Consider the following 18,840-nt stretch of genomic DNA (forward strand, 5'->3'; position numbering starts at 1 on the left):
TTAAAATCATTCAGAAATAGGTGCTACTTAAATTTGTTCAGGGTTTGTTTTGTGGTGTCTTACAATATTTCAACAAAAAATAAGCAAGACCGAGCGCAGCAATTAACAAAGCTAAACTTACAATAGTATTACTATTTGTTTGCTGTATATCTAGTGTGATTATTTTAGTTGAAATAGCAATAATTGAGATTTCTATAATTGGAATAGTAGGAATTGTATCGGATGAAATAATTAATAGCAATGCTTTTATAAGCTCATATCCAACCGCAATAATCAATATCAAATTAAACACTTCGAATAAAGTGGAAACATCAATCAATAAATAAGGTGGAGCGGTAATTTTTTTAAATTCTAAATAGTAAAGATGTAATGTGCCCAATATTAAAATTAAAGTCATAATTCCAATTAAAACACGAATTATATTTTTATTAATGGCTATAATTATTCTTAAAAATTTATCATCGCTCTTCATAGTATTTTTTTTAACAGATTAAAGTTGGAGATTAATTATTTCAATTTTTAAGCGTTGGCTTGTCAAATCGGCAAAAAGCCCTCCGAAAATTGATCTTAAGTTTTCGATATTTTATGTTTGTCCTCCGTGTCAATTTTATCAGGGTTGTCTTTTACGCTATTAAAGTCCTGCTATTACAAGTAAATTTAGTTATAAAAATGTGTCCTTTTAGCAATATAATTGTTTTTTTGTTTTTTTTTAATTGGTTGTTAGCAAAATACAGAAACATTAGCTTGTTGGTTAGCAAAACGTTAATCCTATGTTGTCGATGTTTTATGTTTAACAACTATGACAATTTTGTAGGATCTTTGTTTTTTTTGCGTAAGTTTTATTTTTCCACTTTCCACATTTTAATTGTCAGCTTAAGTTCGGCGATTTAGTTTTTTCATGCTTCTATTTCCCACTTTCCAAATTTCGTTTTTTTGCGCCATTGCTTGCTGACGAACCTGATTTACCAAAAGGTAAAATACCCAACCATCGTTCAAACGGGTTAACTTACTCTAGACTAAGGTTTGAAATAAAAACCCACTTAAATTTTAAAGTAGTGATTTTATATTTGGTTCAGAGGCGTATTTTAAAATGGTTTGCTTGTCAATTGTTTCTTCATTATCAATGCGAAATAAAGATTTCAGCCCCGTGTATTCACAAATGAATTTCTCACTGGTATTTACAGGATTCCCGTTAAATATTATTCCTTTAATGGGAATGTTTCTGCGTTGAAGAGCTTCGACGGAAAGCAGTGTATGGTTTATGCTTCCGAGATAATTTCTGGAGACCAGAATAACTTCCACTTTTAATTTTTCTATAAGGTCAATTACCAAAGAATCATTATTGAGCGGAACCATCAAACCGCCTGCTCCTTCTATAATGAGATTATTGTTGGTTGGTGGAACTTTAATGGAATCTAAATTAATTGTAACGCCATCAATAGCGGCAGCGGCATGTGGAGACATTGGTTCTGTAAGGCGGTACGCTTCAGGGAAAAAATCAGAAGTGGAATTACTGATAAGTCCCTGCACTTTCATTGTATCTGTTTGGTGCAGATCTCCGGATTGAATAGGCTTCCAATAATCGGCTTTTAGCGCTTCGACGAGAATGGCTGACACGATTGTTTTTCCTATATCCGTACCAATTCCTGTTATAAAATATGTTTTCATTATGTTGTGTTTTTTTAATTGAATTCGTGACTACTCAGTAACCACAAATAATAGACATTTTTTTGCCGCTAAGACACAAAGGCGCTAAGTTTTCAAGTCATTTAATTTGATAATTTAAGTAATCAACTTAATCTCTTATTCTTTTCCAACTATTTCCTTTGAGCCTTTGTGTCTTTGCGGCAATTTTTTATTATTCGACTTAGCAGTTATAATTGAGACCTGAATAGTTACTTGAATTCTAATCTTTGCCCCGGAATGAATTCGGAAAAATTACCATTCTCATAGACTAGATTTCCGTTAACAAACGTATGGGTCACTTTTGACTGAAATGTTTCGCCTTCTAATGGCGACCAACCGCACTTGTACAAAATATTTTCTTTACCAACTGTCCAAGGTGAATTCAAGTCAACCAATGTCAAATCGGCAAAATAACCCTCACGGATAAAGCCTCTTTTTTCGATACCATAAAGTATCGCTACATTATGACACATTTTTTCGGCGATTTTCTCTAAAGAGATAAGCCCTTGCTTGTATAATTCAAGCATAATATACAGGGAATGCTGCACCATTGGCGCACCCGACATGGATTGGAAGTATGGCTTTTCCTTTTCTTCCAAGCTGTGCGGTGCATGGTCCGTAGTGATAATATCAATTCGGTCATCCAGCAAAGCCTTCAAAAGACCTACTCTGTCTTGCTCCGTCTTTATGGCAGGGTTCCATTTTATCAAGGTTCCCAATCGCTGATAGTCTTTGTCTGAAAACCAAAGATTTTGAACCGATACTTCGGTGGTAATGTTCTTTTCTCTTAGCGGTATGTCGTTTCGGAACAAATGGGTTTCGGCCTCTGTGGTCAAATGCAGAATATGCAACCTTGCCTTGTGTTTTTCGGCAATGGCAATAGCTCTTTTGGTAGATTGATAACATCCTTCTTCACTGCGAATTAATGGATGACATGCAATTGGCACATCTTCACCATATTCTGCTCTGTAAATTTCCTCATTCTCTTCTATGATTTTTTCCATTTCTGAATGAATGGCAATAATGGATTTACAATTCGAAAAAAGTTTTTCCATAGTGTCTGGACTATCGGCAAGCAAATTTCCCTTCTTGGTAAAATAAAGTCCATCATCAGAAACCCCTATGAATTGAGACGTATCCATTTGAAGTACACTGTCTAAATTGTCGTTATTAACCCCTAAAAAGAAAGAATAATTAGCCCAAGATTTTTTTGAGGCAATACGAAATTTCTCATCTAGAATTTCAGTGGTCAATACATTGGGAACTGTATTTGGCATATCGATAAAAGAAGTTGTGCCGCCCGCAACAGCTGCTCTACTTTCTGTATAGAGATCTCCTTTATGGGTTAGTCCGGGTTCCCTAAAATGCACTTGCCCATCTATAATACCCGGAAACAGGTACTTGCCGGTTCCATCAATGGTTTTAGCATCCTTTGTGATTTCTCCGGACAGATTGCCGATTTTTTGGATAAAGCCGTTTTGGATAAAAACGTCAGTACTTTTTATCTGACCTTCGTTGACGATGTTAACATTTTTTATTACTATAGATTGATGCATAGGTGGTACTTTTGGTTGTTATTTGAATTCATCCCTAATATTCAAAGAAATGACATTTGATTTTACTGAAAGTTTCTAATTTTAGATAAGCTACACGACTATTTCACGGCATCAAAAGACAAATGCGTGGTAAGCATAAATCCATTGTTATATTGAAATACCGATTTGTCATTTACCCTTTTTCCTTGTTGCAAAATCTGACTCAAATAACCTGCTTCAATTTTTACATTTTTATTTACTTTATAACCGACTAAAGCAGCCAATCTATTTTGATCAAAAACATTCGCTCCGACATTTTTACCAAAACCGACAAACACCTCATCCAATAAAATAATGCTCACGCTGTTATTGTCGGTACTATTTTTATATATAGAAATCTCCGTTCTTAACCTGTATCGCATCCTGTTCAGGAAAACCCAGTCTGTGTTAGTTACTCCATTTTGAGTAATGAATTTTTCAAGAAACCGTTGTTCCAAGGTAAACCGATGGGACACCTCCACTTTTCCTATTGGATTTTTCAAAACTATTTGCTCATACATGCGATGTTCAGAGAAAGCATTTGCATTTGGATAATCGCCATAAGGATCCGTTTCGGCAAAAGCATAACCTGCATTTAAACTTACATCCTTTCTCAGGGCATAATTCACCCCTGTTGGCAGCAAACTTTGTTGCGGATTTTTTAGCCCATCTACTCTGCGCCATTGGTATTCGGTATGCAAAGCAATTTTTGGATGTATTTTTAAGGTGCCGGTATAGGCAAGCCAGCCAATACTATTATGGTCAGACAATCTCTGTTCTTGCGAATAAGTATAATTGTGTAGAAATAGTGTTAGAATAAAAATAAATATGACTGTCCGTAACTAATACCAAGTTGTTTCTAAAGCGGCAATCATATAGTTCAATATTATTGTTTAGACTTATTTTGTGGCAGATTTAATAGAGTTTCTTCCAGAAATTCTACTTTCCCTGTATGAATATCGTATACGGCACCCACTATTAAAATTTCGCCATCAATATATTTTTTGTGTAATATTGGGTCCAAGTCTCTCAGATCCGCTACTTGGTCAATTACGTTTTGTCTCACAGCATTATTAGTAGCATTACCAGCAATATGAGAGGATTTTGCAACTGCTCCTTTTATTTCGTTGATAAGCGTAACAATATGACCAGGTACGTTTTCAGGACGTTTAACTGCTGCATCAACCGCGCCACATTCTGTATGACCAAGTACAACTATTAATTTTGTATTTAATTTTAAAACAGCAAACTCCATACTACCATAAGAAGCAGCCGCAGAAACTTGACCTGCTGTACGAATAATAAATAAATCTCCCAAACCTTGGTCAAAAATTAATTCATTTGGAACACGTGAATCTGAACATCCTACAATTGTAGCAAATGGTTCTTGTCCTTTTTCTAATTTTTTGATAAAGCTAATGTCTTGTCTTGGGCGTATACTTTTGCTCTCAATAAATCGTCTGTTACCCCCTTGGAGTTTTTTAAGTGCGTAACGAGGATTTGCATAAGCAGAATCCCTATTTACAATATAATGGTCAACCCTCCATTTAACAGAATCAATTGCCATTAGAGTTCTAGCCTTTTTTTTGTTAGCTTTTTCTGTTTGTGCATGTGTGATATTTTGAATTAATAACAATGCAATAGCGATCAAAAAGTGTTTTTTCATAATAATATATTTAATGTTTAGACTATATCAATTTTTAAAATAACTTCTAAATCTATTTAATGATGAAAGTAAAATTATGATTTGAATTTCAATGGTTATATAAGGTTTAATTTATTATTGCTAATTTACAACAAATGAACTGATTGATTTGGTTGATAGTTTTTTTATTCTATTAGTGATTACAATTATTATTTTTTAACAACGAAGAATAATAGACAAATAGATAGGCATTCCAAAAGTAATATTAAACGGAAAGGTAACGGCTAATGCCATAGGCAAAAATAAACCTGGATTGGCTTTTGGTGCTGCAATTTTCATGGCAGCAGGAACCGCAATATAGGAAGCACTTGCTGCTAGAATGGCAAAAATAAATCGGTTGCCAACCTCATCAGTCACTAGTTGACTTAAAAAAGCTACTACTACCCCATTAATCAGCGGTATTACAATGGCAAATACCAAGGTAGACCATCCACTTTTAATGAAATCGTCTAATTTTCTTCCACTTACAATACCCATGTCTAATAAAAAAATTGCTAAAAACCCTTTGAAAATATCAGTGGTAAAGGGTTTAATTCCCATAGCTTGTTCTTCGCTAGCTAAAAAACCAATCACCAAACTTCCAAGAATTAATAAAACACTTCCATTGGTTAAAGAATGTCTTATGACAGAACTCATTTTACTGGAACTAACTTCTTTCTTGTTGTATAATCTAATTAAAATTACTCCGATGATTATTGCTGGTGCTTCCATCAATGCCATTACGGCTACCATATGTCCGCTGAAAGTATATTTTTGAATTTCCAAAAAAGTTACTGCTGTTACAAAAGTTACCGCACTAACCGAACCATATGCTGCCGCAATTGCACCCGAATTTTCAACACTAAACTTTTGCTTTAAGATAAAGAAACAATAAATAGGAATGACAACCGCAATTAATATCCCAAATAAGACTGCCCAAATGATTTCCATATGAAAATCACTGTGCGCCAATTCTTGTCCGCCTTTAAATCCAATAGAAAACAATAAATACAAAGAAATAAACTTGGATGTATTGTCTGGAATTGCTAAATCGCTTTTCAATCTTGTGGCAATTATACCAAGAAGGAAAAACAATAAAGCCGGATTTGTTAAATTATCTAGTAGTAAATCTAAATTCATCTTTTATTTTTATTTTTTTGTTGCACGTTCTAATCTGTCGTTAATGGATTTTCCTAATTCAAAATCCGGAAATCGTTCCGCAACAATCATATCTAAGTCCATTTTATCCAATCGATGCATTGCAGCATACAAATGTGAGGTAGCTTCTTTTAAATCTCCTTTTTTGGATAAAATTTCTTGATGAAAAACAGTAGCATTTTCGATCCTTTCCTTAAAAAGTAACAATCCGATTTTTTCATCTGGAAATCCCCTGATGAATTGCGCTACATCACTTTCTAAAAAAGTGGTGGTTGCTGGTGCGTAATGTCGTGATAACATTCCAGGCGCATCTGGTGCGTTTTCTTTTTTGTTTTTAATTTGGATTTTCCCGATAACTTCTTCAATATCTTCCACAGAAATAGAACCCAATCGATATAATATCGGTTCTTCATTTTCAAAACCAATTATCGTAGATTCTATTCCGTTTTGGCAATCGCCTCCATCTAAAACCATCTGTAATTTTTCACTAAAATATTCCGCAACATGCAAAGCATTTGTTGGACTTATTGCCCCAAAAGGATTGGCACTTGGAGCAGCTAATGGAAAATCTAATGCTTCCAACAATGCCAAAGCTGTAGCATGATTTGGAATTCTAATAGCCACAGAATCTTTTCCTGCAGTAACTAAATCGGGAACCGCTTCTTGTTTTTTCAACACCATAGTCAAAGGTCCCGGCCAAAATTTATCAGCTAACAATCTAGCTTTTTTCGGTATATCTTTTGCTAATTCGTCTAATTGTTCGATTGATTTAATATGAACAATTAAAGGATTAAAAAAAGGTCTTTGTTTCATTTCAAAAATCGCTTTTATGGCTTTTTCGCTGTAAATATTTCCAGCCAACCCATAAACCGTTTCTGTAGGAATGGCAACCAAATCTTCTTGGACTAAAATCTTGGCAGCTTTTGATATGTCTTTTGAAACCATTGTCATAATTCGTTTTAAGGGTTACAAAAATCACAATACATAGGATCTTCGGTCATTTTTTTATGTGGATACAATTCCTCAGAAGTATGGTTACACTTTTTACAAGTATAAATAAAACTCAAAGTAGAACGCGTAGACGAATTACAGCATTCACACGGTAATCCCATTTTGGCATCAGAAACCACAAATCCAGGTGTTTCACACATAGGACATAACGACTGAATTGCCTTTACTAATTTTAATACCGCTGTTTCAATCACTTTCATTCGTGTTGGATTGTACAGTGCGCGCATATCGGTTTCGACATATACTTTCCCAAATTCTTTCATCATTTCATTAAAGCTTTCCTTTAAAATCTTTTCATCAGTGATTCCTTTAGCTATTTTCGAAATATCCTTTTCCGATGGTTTTAAAATAAGTCCGTGCGATGGAAATTTTACTTTAGCAGCAAATTCCAGTAGCTCGACTTCAGTTTTAATTTCGCTGCCATTGAAATTGGTATCCATACTGAGTTCTCTTACTATAATTTCTAACTCATTTTTTTTATCAATAAAAATTAAAAATTCATCATCGGCATGGGCAAAAAAAATTGTGGGGTGCATCCCAAAAGACCCTTCGCTGGCGATACCTAAATCGCAATCATTCTCTTTCATAGCAAGGAGACATTTATTGCGAAGAGTCGTTACCGCGCCATCTTTTCTCTCAATTTCTCCCGAAAAAGTTCCCAATGTGTCAGTATCAAATTTATCTGAGACAAAGCAACTTACGCCTAATTCTTTTTCAAAAATCGGGGCAATCACGTTTTCTTTTTTATGCTTAGTTGCTATAAGAAGTTTTCTACCTTTGAACATAAATTACTAATTGTCAATAAGTGAAATGTTTATTTGTGAACTAACTAACAATCTCTTGTTTTTGGCTTTCGCCTCCGATAGTATCTTCTGCAATTTTTCAATCTCATTTTTTAGCTCAGGAATTCTTTTTTGAGCAATTTCATCGTCTTCTCCATATCGTTCCTGTGAACTCCAATTTTTTATCTTATGGAAATTTATTTTGGAAGAAAAAATACTAATTAAAATTTCCTTCGCCTCAACTTCCGAGAAGTTACCGTCAATAAGTGTTAAATTTTCGATTCTATTCATAATTTTGGTTGTTTTTATTTGATAACTGATTAGAAGAATATGCTCCAAGTATTATGGCAAAAGACGCAAATAGTTCACTGTTAATTACGTCATGTGTTGTTAAAGCCATAACAAGTAAAACAATCATTGCGACTAGTGAAATAGCTATTTTTATTACTAATTGATTCATTTTTCTATTTTAATTACTGCTTCCAATTTTAAATTCCATTTTTTTTCATCTATGTTATTTCTTAAATAAAACAGTTCTTTTTGTAGTAGTTTTATTTAGGACTCCCTAAATCACAATCATTTTCTTTCATCGCAAGGAGACATTTACTGCAAAGAGTCGTTAATGCACTATCTTTTCTCACAATTTCTCCCGAAAAAGTTCCCTATATGTCAGTGTCAAATTTATCAGAGACAAAGCAAATAATGCCTAATTCTTTTTCAAAAATCGGTGCAATCACATTTTCTTTTTTATGCTTGGTTGCTATAAGAGGTTTTCTACCTTGAAACATATTAGTTATTCTTTAAAACTTATTTCAATCGTACTATTTACAACCAAATTTAATCCATTTGCTTCTGCAACTTCCACTAAATTTTTAATTTTTTCTTTAGCTTCGTTAAGTTCCACTACTCTTTTTTTGGAGTGAGTGATGTCATTATTGAAACGAATATGATTGCTAAAATCCTCTAGATTATGGTGGTTAATCTTACTGTTTATTAATGCAGTTAATACTTTCCCTGCTTCTACCGGAGTAAAAACCCCATCTATTAATTTAAAGACTTGTTGATTTTTCATTTTATACTTAATTATTAGGTTTTAGTTTTTTACTTTTCTAATTATTCGATAAATTTTTTGGATTTCCTTTATATATTAATATATTAATTCAAAACTATTAATTGGGTCTGGCAATTCCTGTAATTTACGAATTAGCAACATGATTATATCTTTTAGATTAACGCGACAAAGATAGATATAATATTATTAATGATAGCAATACTATCATTAATAATTGTAAAATAATTTTTAGCTATATTTGCCAAAGAAAGATGAGACATCTTCTTTTTAGCAATTTATTATACGAAGACCAATCAATACAAGGATTAAAATGGAGTTACAGTTACAAATAAAAATGAATGAAGCATTATTTCTGCGCAACCCTGAACAGTCGGAGTTAGGCAAAAAAATCATTAGACACAGCATTGAATTAATCTATAAAAATGGATTTGAAGCGTTCACCTTTAAAAAATTAGCAAAAGACATTGGTACAACCGAAGCGGGTATTTACCGATACTTTGAAAACAAACATCGCTTGCTGTTATATATTGTAGCTTGGTATTGGAGTTGGCTTGAATACCAGATAGGCTTTAATACCAATAACATTAGTGACCCCATAATTAGATTAAAAATGGTAATTAAATTGTTAGCCACAACAGTAAAACATGATGAAAAAACAAGTTATGTCAACGAGAGCCTATTGCATCAAATTGTTATTTCAGAAGGTTCAAAAGCATACTTAACAAAGCATGTAAGCGAAGACAATAGACACCATTTTTTTAAACCATACAAAGATCTTTGTGCCGTTATTGGAGATTTAATTTCAGAATGCAATCCGAAATACAAATACCCTAAATCATTAGCTTCCACTATCATTGAAATGGCGCATTTTCAGAATTTTTTCATGAACAACCTGCCTTCACTTACCGATTTTGGGGTAAATAAAGACGAGACAAAAATCATTTCTTTTCTTGATAATTTGGTGTTTTCCAGCATAAATAAAATTTAGTTGTTGATGAGATCTCTGTCATTTTCAGGAGCTCCATCCAAGACTAGACATGCTAAACTGTGCCCGCATATAGAATTAATAATGCATGAAATTGGTGAAAGTAAAATGTCAGGAACAATAAACTATTACCCTCAAAATGAAATACCAGCAAGTATACAACATAAATTTCCGTTATTTGCAGCAAGTTTTAGCTGTAAGCCCACAAATTTCTCACAGGTTTATGGAGGGTTCTCACAAGTATATAGGCCCATGCTTTTCAAAGACATTGTTCCAAATTCTATATACGAAAAAGTAGATGAGAACATTAAAGATGCAAAAGGATATAATGCAGAATTAAGGTTTAGAGGAAATTGGAAATCTTTAAAAGTGGGACGTTACAGGTTTTTTACTTCAATACAATAACCGTTTTGGAACTTTGGCTTTAACTGATAATGAAGGAAATTTTTATACATACAGAACAAATATTGGAAATTCTCTAACCAAAGGAATTGAAATATTTATTGAGATTAACTGGGTTTTAAATAAAAAAATAGAAATGTCATTATTTAGTTCAACCTCCTTTATGGATGGTCGCTACACAACAGGAAATCTTAAAACAGGAAATTCAAATGTAAATATTGAAGACAACAAAATTGAAAGTGTACCAAATATAATTTCCAGAAATGGAATTTCAGTTCATTATTGGAAATTAAGTTTGTCGGGACTCTATAGTTATACAGCCACAAGTTTTGCCGATGCATTAAATACACTTACGCCAACAGCAACCGGAGCAATTGGTTTAGTTCCTTCATATGGAATATTTGATCTCAATTCAACGATAAGAATAAATTCCAAATTTGAAATTAAAGCAAGTTTGAATAATGTTTTTAATAAGCAATATTTCACTAAACGACCTTTATTTTATCCGAGTCCAGGGATATGGGCATCTGATGGAAGAAATGGATCAATTTCATTTGTGGTAGTATATCAGATCAAATAGACACCCAATTTACTTTTGACCTAAAAAAAATCTCTAATGATTTAGAGCTGAATCCTTCCTATTTATCAAGAGAGTTTTCAAAGTATTTTGAAAATCTTAATTTTGGGGATTATGTTAGGAAATTACGAACTGAAAAAGCAATTACTCTTATTCAAAATTCAAGCTATACGCTTACTAAAATAGCCTACATGACTGGGTTTTCAGATCAAAGTCATTTTACGAGAATATTCAAGCAGAGTAGAGGAAAAAATCCTTCTTCCTATCGAAAAAATACACAAAAAAGTAATCCAGATACAAAAAGTAAGTAACATACTATTTATACCTATTTAACCTTTATAGTTTTGTAATAAAACACAAACTATATGATTCCCTTTAAACATTTTCTGCTTCCTGCTTTATTAGTATTTTCTATAGCTGCTATTGGACAAACAACCTATCCAAAAATTACGGGCTATTTTGGTGTAGTTCATCCTAGTAGTAACTTTCGCTGAAAATCAAACTTCTTTAAACTTTAGAGATTATTACGCCGTTGGTTTTCCAACAGGAATTAACATCTGGAAAAGCTCTAAAATTGGATTCTCATTTGAAATTGTACCCAATATAAAAGCAGAAGATGGGACTAGCTAGTAAAATGAATAATTTATTATTTCATCCTGGCGTGTTGATAGCATTAGGTAAAGACTACACATTTGCGGGTAGAGTTGCCTTTGAGACAAATGGCAGATATGGAGTAACTCCAGTATTCAACAAAACTGTAATAAAAAATACCAACAGTAGCTATTATGTTGCTATTCCATTACCAGTACGATTTGGCAATGAGCATCCGGCCAATTTTAAAGTAGGTTTCCAATTTGGTATAGCCTTTTAGAACATCTTGTTTATGAAAGAAAATCCAAAATATAGTTTAAAAGAGTTACTTCTTTATTTCCTGAAATTAGGGACAATTGGTTTTGGTGGTCCAGTAGCATTGGTTGGTTATATGCACCGGGATTTAGTCGAAGATCAAAAATGGATTTCAGAAGATGAATATAAAGAAGGCTTAGCCCTGGCGCAATTAGCACCGGGTCCGTTAGCGGCACAATTAGCCATTTACCTTGGATTTGTACATTGTGGTTTTTTAGGGGCAACGTTGATTGGTTTTGCCTTTATTTTGCCTTCTTTCATAATGGTGGTACTATTTAGGAATCGTTTACAAGTTATACGGAGGATTGTCTTGGATACAAGCTGTTTTTTATGGCGTAGGTGCAGCTGTTATTGGTATTATTGTAATGAGTTCCTATAAACTAACGATAAAATCTATCGGCAAATTTAATGTAACCTCTTTTAAAACGAATTGGTTATTGTGGCTGTTTTTTTGTAGTTGCCATAGTTGTGACATTGGTTACACAACTGGAACAAGTTTTGTTATTTGTATTGGCTGGAATTATATATATGTTTGTCAAAGCACCACCAAAATGGTTCAATAATAAAACGGCAAATTCTATTCTTCTTTTGCAAATGGGCTTTAGGAGCTATGACAATTCTACTCTTATGAAGATTGCCCTCTTTTTTGCCAAAGCGGGAGCATTTGTATTTGGCAGTGGACTGGCAATAGTTCCTTTTTTACATTCGGGAGTAGTAATAGAAAATAAATGGTTAACGGAACAAAAATTTGTTGATGCGGTTGCAGTTGCAATGATTCCCCCTGGCCCAGTTGTTATTCCTGTTGGCTTTATTGGCTATTTAGTTGCTGGTTTTCCAGGTGCTTTGGTTGCAGCTTTAGCCACATTTTTGCCGTGTTATCTATTTACGGTTACTTTTGCTCCATCCTTTAAGAAAATTGCGCAGAATAAATCAATCAAAGCCTTTGTAGATGTTATTACTGCGGCTGTTGTTGGGGCTTTGGTAGGTGAGGTTGGAGTAATTGCTTCCCGAAGTATTTTTGATATTCCAACAACACTAATAGCTATTGCAACAATTTTTGCTTTACTTTATATCAAGAAAATTCAAGGACCTTATATTATCGTGGCAGCAGCAGTTGTTGGGGTTTTTATAAAATTAATACTATGAACAGAAAAGAGTTTTTAAAATCGAGCACTTTATTAGGTGCAGCTTCGCTAATTCTTCCAACAAATAATGCATTTGCCAAAAATTTAGCGGACAATTCAATTGATAAATTGGTTGATGGAAACGGCAATTATATTCAACAAACGCTTCCGTATAGTGAAAATTTTTTAGAACCCTATATGGATGCCGAAACCTTGCATCTACACTATACTTTTCATCACGGTGGTGCGGTAAAAGGGGCAAACAAAGATTTGCAAATGATAAAAAAAGCATTGGACGAAAACAATTTGGAAACCATTGATTTTTGGACAAAAAAATTATCACATCATTTTTCATCACATATACTACATTCGATTTTTTGGACAAACCTTACTAATAAAAACACGTTACCGCAAGGTGATTTGTTGCGGCGAATAGAAAAAAGTTTTGGGAGTTTTGATAAACTTAAAATCTTAATTGCAGCCACTTCAAAAAATGTAGATGGCAATGGTTGGGGAATTTTGGCATATCAACCATACAGCGATAGTTTGGTAATTTTACAATGCGAAAACCACGAAAAACTAACGCAATGGGGTGCCATTCCTTTATTGGTTATAGATGTTTGGGAACACGCCTATTATTTAAAATACAAAAACAAACGAACCGATTTCGTGGATGCTTTGTTTAATATTATTAATTGGGATAATGTAGCATTACGATTGAATGATGCGTTAAAATTGACATTATAAAATATGATATTACTTGTCAGGACAAATGGGAAAATGACTCATTTGTTCGGTTCTTCTATTCATTAAATCGTTGTTAATCAAAATAAATATTATTTTCAATCACATTTATTCTTGGGCTCGATACGCATTTCCATCAAAAAGCAATGTATTTTTCTGTATTTCAAATTATTACAATTGATTCAAGAAAACGTTTAGGACACTATTAGTAAAAAATATTAAATCAGCGTTAAACTGAAAAAATATTAAATAAACTTTTTGGATTATCATAAAATTACTTAATTTTGATTTTCAAAACATGAATTACAGCATTCATTTTAAACAAGTCAATTCAATAATTTACTTAAAAATTGTCATATTAAGTTTTGTGGCAAAATCGTGGCACATTAGTTTATAAATAGTTGAAAATGCAGTATAGGCACGGGTTCCAGCTTATTGGTTCGAATCCTGCTCTCCCCACAAAAGGGTAAAAGGAATGGAAAAGATAACTTTATCAAACTTTTTAAAAAGACCCAAAAAATGTGTAAAACCTGTAAATCATAAGATTTACAGGTTTTTTTTTGTTTTTGTACTTCACCACTATTTATAAAACGGATTTGTTACAAAAGTTGGGAATTATCAAAAAAGATTAGTTAATCCGAAAAGTAAAAATCATTTTTTAGAACTACTGTAAATTGCAATCTAATTGCTTTAATTTTGACACAGGAAGGGTCTGCTATACTATTTGTACTCTATCTCAAAATAATTTAATATTGATCCGCAATTACCCTTTATTGCCTTGAAGACTATATTGGAGTTCTTATAACCAGATTACTATTCATTTTTAGACCACAGCGCTAATTTGAGCATAGTACTGCTTTTGTAATTGTAGGAATGGTAAATACTTTTTAATAGCTGTAATACATTTATATCCAATTTTACTATCAGGATATAGCTAAAATAAAAGATGTACTCGTTCATCTTGGTTATTGGTCTACTTTTCACTTGATTTATAAAATACCTATGTACTTCCTGACACTAATTACCTCTAACGAAAAATCTTGAATAGTATTCTCATCTAAAAAAACGTTTCCATACTATTTCTTCAGCGACAAGCACTTTTAGAGTTTTGTATTTTTTTCGAAATACAGACTTGGGTTTTCTAAAGAATTAATAGCAGAAACGATTTCAAAGTTATCTGCTAAAAAATCAGGAAGAATAAATTTAAAAGGTCTAATGAGGCTTTAAGTAAAGGTTAATGAAACGAAGATCTTTATATTCATCCAATCTTCCTCATGTTTTATTCTTGATCCGAACTGTTTTCACTTTTCAAGTTTTTGTCTCTATAAAATCATACATTTGTTGGTATTATAAACCTACATAACAAATGACAATGGATCAAGATAAATTTATTTTCTGCCTTGAAGCCGTACCCGATACAGAAAACGACACTACAACAGAAGTGGTTAAAAACCTAGAAGAATTAGCTTTTGCGCAAGGGATTTCAAGCATTTATAAAACATGCGATACAATTGAAGGTTTGGATGAAAGCTTAAGTGCTTTGCTTTATGACGATCATAATTTTAAGGATTATGAAATCATCTATTTAGTGATGCAAGGAGAGGAAAATAGCATTTGTATCAATGAATATTATTACAGTTTAGAAGAAATAGCCGAACTATTTGAAGGAAAAATGAAGGGTAAAATTGTACACTTCGCAAATGAAAAGGTGGTGGACTTAAGCGCGGAAGAAGCACAGTACTTTTTAGATATTACTGGAGCAAGAGCCATTTCGGGTTATGGAGCAAAATTCGATAATCTAAGTAGCATTCATTTGGATAAAGTGTTTTTCAGTTTGTGCCAAGACGAAGATGATCTGATACAAATCGTTGAAGAATTACATGAAAAGCACTTTGCTCTTTGTAAGCTCCTTGATTTTAGATTGTACTATTAAAAAGCAAATCTCAACACCTTTTTAACCAATTAAAAAAGTAAAGAATTACACCGTTGAACCTCTTTTTAATTTTTTAGCAAAATATGCATCAAAAAAAGCACGAATTGTGAAAGCTGATTACTCCTATATTTTTTATAAAAGACACCTCATTTAATTCCAACTTTCGCTTATCACACTTCCTTTTTCCTCCTGTTTAAAGACATTAATTGAGCGGGGAATCCGTTCTTGCAGTTCGGCTACATGGGAAATAATTCCAACAATTCGGTTCTCTTTGTACAGCGATTGCAACGTTTCAAAAACCACAGCGACACTTTCGGGATCTTGTGTTCCAAAACCTTCATCAATAAAAAAGAAATTCTTATCGTTCTGATTTAAGGACTGAACACTTTCTGCCAAAGCCAGAGCCAAGCATAAGGAAGCTTGAAATCCTTGACCTCCGGAAAGCGTTTTCACACTCCTTGAAGCTCCATTGTTAAGATAATCAATTACCTCAAACTCATTGGAACTATTAATCGTTAGACTCAATTGGTTTTTGGTCATGCGATGAAAACGAACATTGGCCACATCGGCTAAATTTTGTAAATAAATACTCGAAACATAGTTTACAAAGCCACTTGCATTAAACATATTTGCCAGCGTAACTAAATTAGTCGCACGGGTATTTAATAGTTCAAATTGGGCTAGCAAATCTGCTTTTTCAACAAATTGTGCCTGAACGCGTTTCAAATTATCTTGTAGGGCAGAAACAATTCCTAATTGAGTTTCAAATTTTAATTTGAAAGCAGAAAATTGTGTGGTTTTTTCTTCTAAAATCTTATTTTCGAAAGTTTTACCAAGGATCAGTTTCTCCGCTTCGGAAACAGAATTAATAACAATTAGTACATTCCCGGTAAAAACTTTCACTTTCTCTTTTTCTGCTGCTATATTCCAGTTTTTTAAAAGTATTGTTCTCACTTCTTCAACCGATAAAAAAGAATGTTCTTGCAGTAATTTGGCAATTATTTTTTGTGTCTGTACTAGAATTTTTTCATTCTCAATTACTTGCAATTGTAATGTAATTAAACTTCCTGTGAGCGTTGCTATTTCTTGATTTTGAAGTGCAATTTGCTCCTTTATCACTTGATAATCTGTAGCTATTTTTATATTTTTATTATGTAGGACGATTTTTTCAGCTTGAATTGAAGCAGCTGAAATTGATTCGTAATCGGCAAATGAAAGTACTTTCAATTGCGACAATTCATTAGCAACAGCACCACTTTTAGCAGCTTTTATTGCTTCGAATTCGCCCTTCGAAGTATTGTTGTTTTTTAGTACCAACGAAATAATTTCCCGCTCCTTGCGAAGTTCGTTTTCGTCATTTTCTAAAGCCACTATTTCTTTTTCTAAAAGGTGTTGTTGTGTTTTAGTAGATTCAAAAGACTGCGAATTTTTTGCGTCAAAATCTTTCCAAATGAAATTTGACAGGTGCATTTTCTGGTCCTTTTCAATGGTTTCGCATTCCGCAATAATTCCTTTCAGTTGCGCTTGAACATGATTTATTTCGAATTCTAATTTCTCAGCTTGTGCCTGTTTTAAACTGATTTGCGCTTCTTTATTGGCTAAATCAGCAATTGTTTGGGTAATAAGTACTAATTGATTCGAAACATCTTCCCCTTGCATCACATTTGGATGTTCTTGCGAACCACAAAGAGGGCAATTTTCGCCATCGTGCAAATTCTCAGCATAGTGGACCAACTCTTTCGACACTAATAGTTTAGTTTTTATATCAATTGCTTTTTCCTTTTCGAAAAAAATTGATTCTACTTTAGTTTTTAACACGTTTTTCCAACTATCAAAAGGCAGTTCCAAAAGTAGAAAAGCTGCTGTTTTTAACTTTAATTCTTGTTTCAATGAATTAAGTTTTATGTTAAGTACATCAAAATTATTTTGGAGATTTCGCTGCTGCTGATACCAAGTTCCTAAATCAACTAAGAAAGAAGCCTCCAATCGCTTTTTTTTGGCGTCGACCAATTGCCCCAGAATTCTATCTAATTTTGCAACTACCTCCTTTTCTTTTTTTTCACTAGCTAAAAACAAAGCTTCCTCTACTTTTATTTTTTCATCTAAAACGGCCAAAGCACTCTTTGCGATTGTAATTTTTTCAATGGATTCTAAATCGGATACTTTACTCTTAGAAATTTCAAGGATATCAAAATCAGGCTGTACTATTTCTAAATCATTTTGACTTTTCAAATTGCCATCCACTACTAATTTCTTCAGATTTTCAGTAGCAACCAGATTTTCTTTCGCTTTTTCTAAAGCCGTCTTCTCAGTTTTTAAAGTGATTAAAGTAGATTTAAAATTCCGTTCCGTCTTTTCGAACAAATCTATTTCCAACTCCAAAGCATTCATCGTCACTTTTTCAGCATTCAATTTAGAAAGCTGCTGTTGCTTTTTTTCTAAATCCTCAAAGTTTGCCTTTAATGTATTGAGTTCACTTAGTTCTTTTTCAACTAAACTTAACCCTATTTTGTCGTTTTGCAATTCGTTATTCGCTGCTATAACTTCCTTCTCCAAGGCCAAAATAGCATCAGCAGAAATAGCTTCAAATCCTGATAAAGCGCCTTTTAATTGATCTAGTTTTGTTCTAGTGGTACTCTGTAATAATCCCACTTTGGATGCTAAATCAAAACGTTGAAGGTGAAAAATCTCTTTCATCATATCTGAACGATCTTTGCCTTTCAAATCTAAAAATTCCTTAAATTTTCCTTGTGGAATGATAATGGTCCGACGAAAATTTTCATAGGTTAAACCAATGATGATAGTGGCATCAGCAGAATTCATTGGAACCCATTCCTCCCCTTTCCATTCATAGGCTAGGCGTTCAATAGAAGTGGTTTCTTCAAAGCGTTTTTTTCGCTTCCAATCGGCTACAAATTTGAATTTCCGTTCTTCAAAATTTAAGAATTCAAATTCGATATTGGCTTTATCCGATTTTAGATTCAACATATTATAGGAACGTTTGTCTGTCTTGTTTAAACGCTCCGTATCCCCATATAAAACAAAACCAATCGCTTCCAAAATAGAAGATTTTCCGGATCCTACTGCTCCAAAAATACCGAATAATCCAGCATTAGTCAATTCTTCAAAATCTATCGTTTGCTTTTTCTGATAGGAATACAATCCGCTTATACTTAACTTTAGTGGTAACATAAAAGGTTTT

General features: G+C 33.1%; 23 protein-coding genes. 10 read left to right on the forward strand and 13 right to left on the reverse strand.

Features of this window, described 5'->3' with window-relative positions; translation table 11 throughout:
- Positions 1-37 precede the first annotated feature (37 nt).
- The 12 genes from E0F91_RS09300 to E0F91_RS09345 form a co-directional block, all read right to left on the reverse strand.
- Positions 38-472 (reverse strand): phosphate-starvation-inducible PsiE family protein, encoded by a 435-nt coding sequence (locus E0F91_RS09300; protein WP_099715214.1) that lies wholly within the window; start codon positions 470-472, stop codon positions 38-40.
- Between the two features lie 575 nt (positions 473-1,047).
- Positions 1,048-1,671, reverse strand: a complete 624-nt coding sequence (gene bioD, locus E0F91_RS09305; protein ID WP_199074831.1) for a dethiobiotin synthase — start codon at positions 1,669-1,671, stop codon at positions 1,048-1,050.
- A gap of 224 nt (positions 1,672-1,895) precedes the next feature.
- Complete coding sequence (locus tag E0F91_RS09310) at positions 1,896-3,242, reverse strand: dihydroorotase (RefSeq protein WP_099715212.1); 1,347 nt, start codon at positions 3,240-3,242, stop codon at positions 1,896-1,898.
- 98 nt (positions 3,243-3,340) lie between these two features.
- On the reverse strand, positions 3,341-4,030 hold the full coding sequence (locus E0F91_RS09315; RefSeq protein ID WP_158234598.1) for a DUF2490 domain-containing protein: 690 nt from the start codon (positions 4,028-4,030) through the stop codon (positions 3,341-3,343).
- A 116-nt stretch (positions 4,031-4,146) separates the two neighbouring features.
- Complete coding sequence (locus E0F91_RS09320) at positions 4,147-4,926, reverse strand: carbonic anhydrase (protein ID WP_199074795.1); 780 nt, start codon at positions 4,924-4,926, stop codon at positions 4,147-4,149.
- A 195-nt stretch (positions 4,927-5,121) separates the two neighbouring features.
- Positions 5,122-6,084, reverse strand: coding sequence for a sodium-dependent bicarbonate transport family permease (locus E0F91_RS09325; protein ID WP_099715210.1), 963 nt, complete (start codon positions 6,082-6,084; stop codon positions 5,122-5,124).
- Positions 6,085-6,093: 9 nt separating this feature from the next.
- Positions 6,094-7,053, reverse strand: a complete 960-nt coding sequence (locus tag E0F91_RS09330; protein WP_099715209.1) for an L-threonylcarbamoyladenylate synthase — start codon at positions 7,051-7,053, stop codon at positions 6,094-6,096.
- 8 nt (positions 7,054-7,061) lie between these two features.
- The gene (locus tag E0F91_RS09335) at positions 7,062-7,898 is read right to left on the reverse strand and encodes a DUF6671 family protein (protein ID WP_099715208.1); all 837 of its coding nucleotides are present in this window, start codon (positions 7,896-7,898) and stop codon (positions 7,062-7,064) included.
- 6 nt (positions 7,899-7,904) lie between these two features.
- Positions 7,905-8,186, reverse strand: coding sequence for a hypothetical protein (locus E0F91_RS09340; protein WP_099715207.1), 282 nt, complete (start codon positions 8,184-8,186; stop codon positions 7,905-7,907).
- Positions 8,179-8,355, reverse strand: a complete 177-nt coding sequence (locus E0F91_RS17730) for a hypothetical protein (RefSeq protein WP_158234597.1) — start codon at positions 8,353-8,355, stop codon at positions 8,179-8,181. The genes E0F91_RS09340 and E0F91_RS17730 overlap by 8 nt, the downstream gene beginning before the upstream one ends.
- A gap of 202 nt (positions 8,356-8,557) precedes the next feature.
- A complete protein-coding gene (locus tag E0F91_RS18090) occupies positions 8,558-8,683 on the reverse strand; it encodes a hypothetical protein (RefSeq protein WP_262510255.1) in 126 nt (41 codons plus the stop codon).
- A gap of 5 nt (positions 8,684-8,688) precedes the next feature.
- Complete coding sequence (locus E0F91_RS09345) at positions 8,689-8,967, reverse strand: hypothetical protein (protein ID WP_099715206.1); 279 nt, start codon at positions 8,965-8,967, stop codon at positions 8,689-8,691.
- Positions 8,968-9,277: 310 nt separating this feature from the next.
- Here E0F91_RS09345 and E0F91_RS09350 point away from each other — a divergent pair, with 310 nt between their 5' ends.
- From E0F91_RS09350 to E0F91_RS09385, 10 genes are all read left to right on the forward strand, one after another.
- Positions 9,278-9,955, forward strand: coding sequence for a TetR/AcrR family transcriptional regulator (locus E0F91_RS09350; protein WP_099715205.1), 678 nt, complete (start codon positions 9,278-9,280; stop codon positions 9,953-9,955).
- A gap of 6 nt (positions 9,956-9,961) precedes the next feature.
- Positions 9,962-10,357 carry a hypothetical protein gene (locus tag E0F91_RS09355; RefSeq protein WP_099715204.1) on the forward strand — a complete coding sequence of 132 codons (396 nt, stop codon included), beginning with the start codon at positions 9,962-9,964 and terminating at the stop codon, positions 10,355-10,357.
- A 13-nt stretch (positions 10,358-10,370) separates the two neighbouring features.
- A complete protein-coding gene (locus E0F91_RS09360; RefSeq protein WP_099715203.1) occupies positions 10,371-10,934 on the forward strand; it encodes a TonB-dependent receptor domain-containing protein in 564 nt (187 codons plus the stop codon).
- A gap of 29 nt (positions 10,935-10,963) precedes the next feature.
- The gene (locus E0F91_RS09365) at positions 10,964-11,242 is read left to right on the forward strand and encodes a helix-turn-helix domain-containing protein (RefSeq protein WP_394335943.1); all 279 of its coding nucleotides are present in this window, start codon (positions 10,964-10,966) and stop codon (positions 11,240-11,242) included.
- 54 nt (positions 11,243-11,296) lie between these two features.
- Positions 11,297-11,425 (forward strand): hypothetical protein, encoded by a 129-nt coding sequence (locus E0F91_RS18095; RefSeq protein WP_255409050.1) that lies wholly within the window; start codon positions 11,297-11,299, stop codon positions 11,423-11,425.
- Positions 11,426-11,547: 122 nt separating this feature from the next.
- The gene (locus E0F91_RS17975; RefSeq protein ID WP_233206889.1) at positions 11,548-11,802 is read left to right on the forward strand and encodes a bL27 family ribosomal protein; all 255 of its coding nucleotides are present in this window, start codon (positions 11,548-11,550) and stop codon (positions 11,800-11,802) included.
- Positions 11,803-11,814: 12 nt separating this feature from the next.
- Positions 11,815-12,216, forward strand: coding sequence for a chromate transporter (locus E0F91_RS17980; protein WP_233206888.1), 402 nt, complete (start codon positions 11,815-11,817; stop codon positions 12,214-12,216).
- 95 nt (positions 12,217-12,311) lie between these two features.
- Positions 12,312-12,983: a chromate efflux transporter gene (gene chrA, locus E0F91_RS17985; RefSeq protein WP_243698870.1), complete on the forward strand. Its 672-nt coding sequence runs from the start codon at positions 12,312-12,314 to the stop codon at positions 12,981-12,983.
- Positions 12,980-13,708 carry a superoxide dismutase gene (locus E0F91_RS09380; protein WP_113637765.1) on the forward strand — a complete coding sequence of 243 codons (729 nt, stop codon included), beginning with the start codon at positions 12,980-12,982 and terminating at the stop codon, positions 13,706-13,708. Before chrA ends, E0F91_RS09380 begins: the two co-directional genes overlap by 4 nt.
- 1,369 nt (positions 13,709-15,077) lie before the next feature.
- Positions 15,078-15,638 carry a DUF6642 family protein gene (locus E0F91_RS09385; RefSeq protein ID WP_132066219.1) on the forward strand — a complete coding sequence of 187 codons (561 nt, stop codon included), beginning with the start codon at positions 15,078-15,080 and terminating at the stop codon, positions 15,636-15,638.
- 150 nt (positions 15,639-15,788) lie between these two features.
- Here E0F91_RS09385 and E0F91_RS09390 read toward each other — a convergent pair whose 3' ends face one another.
- Positions 15,789-18,830, reverse strand: coding sequence for an AAA family ATPase (locus tag E0F91_RS09390; protein WP_132066221.1), 3,042 nt, complete (start codon positions 18,828-18,830; stop codon positions 15,789-15,791).
- Between the last annotated feature and the right edge of the window lie 10 nt (positions 18,831-18,840).

The sequence above is a fragment of the Flavobacterium sandaracinum genome (assembly GCF_004349135.1).
GTDB lineage: Bacteria > Bacteroidota > Bacteroidia > Flavobacteriales > Flavobacteriaceae > Flavobacterium > Flavobacterium sandaracinum.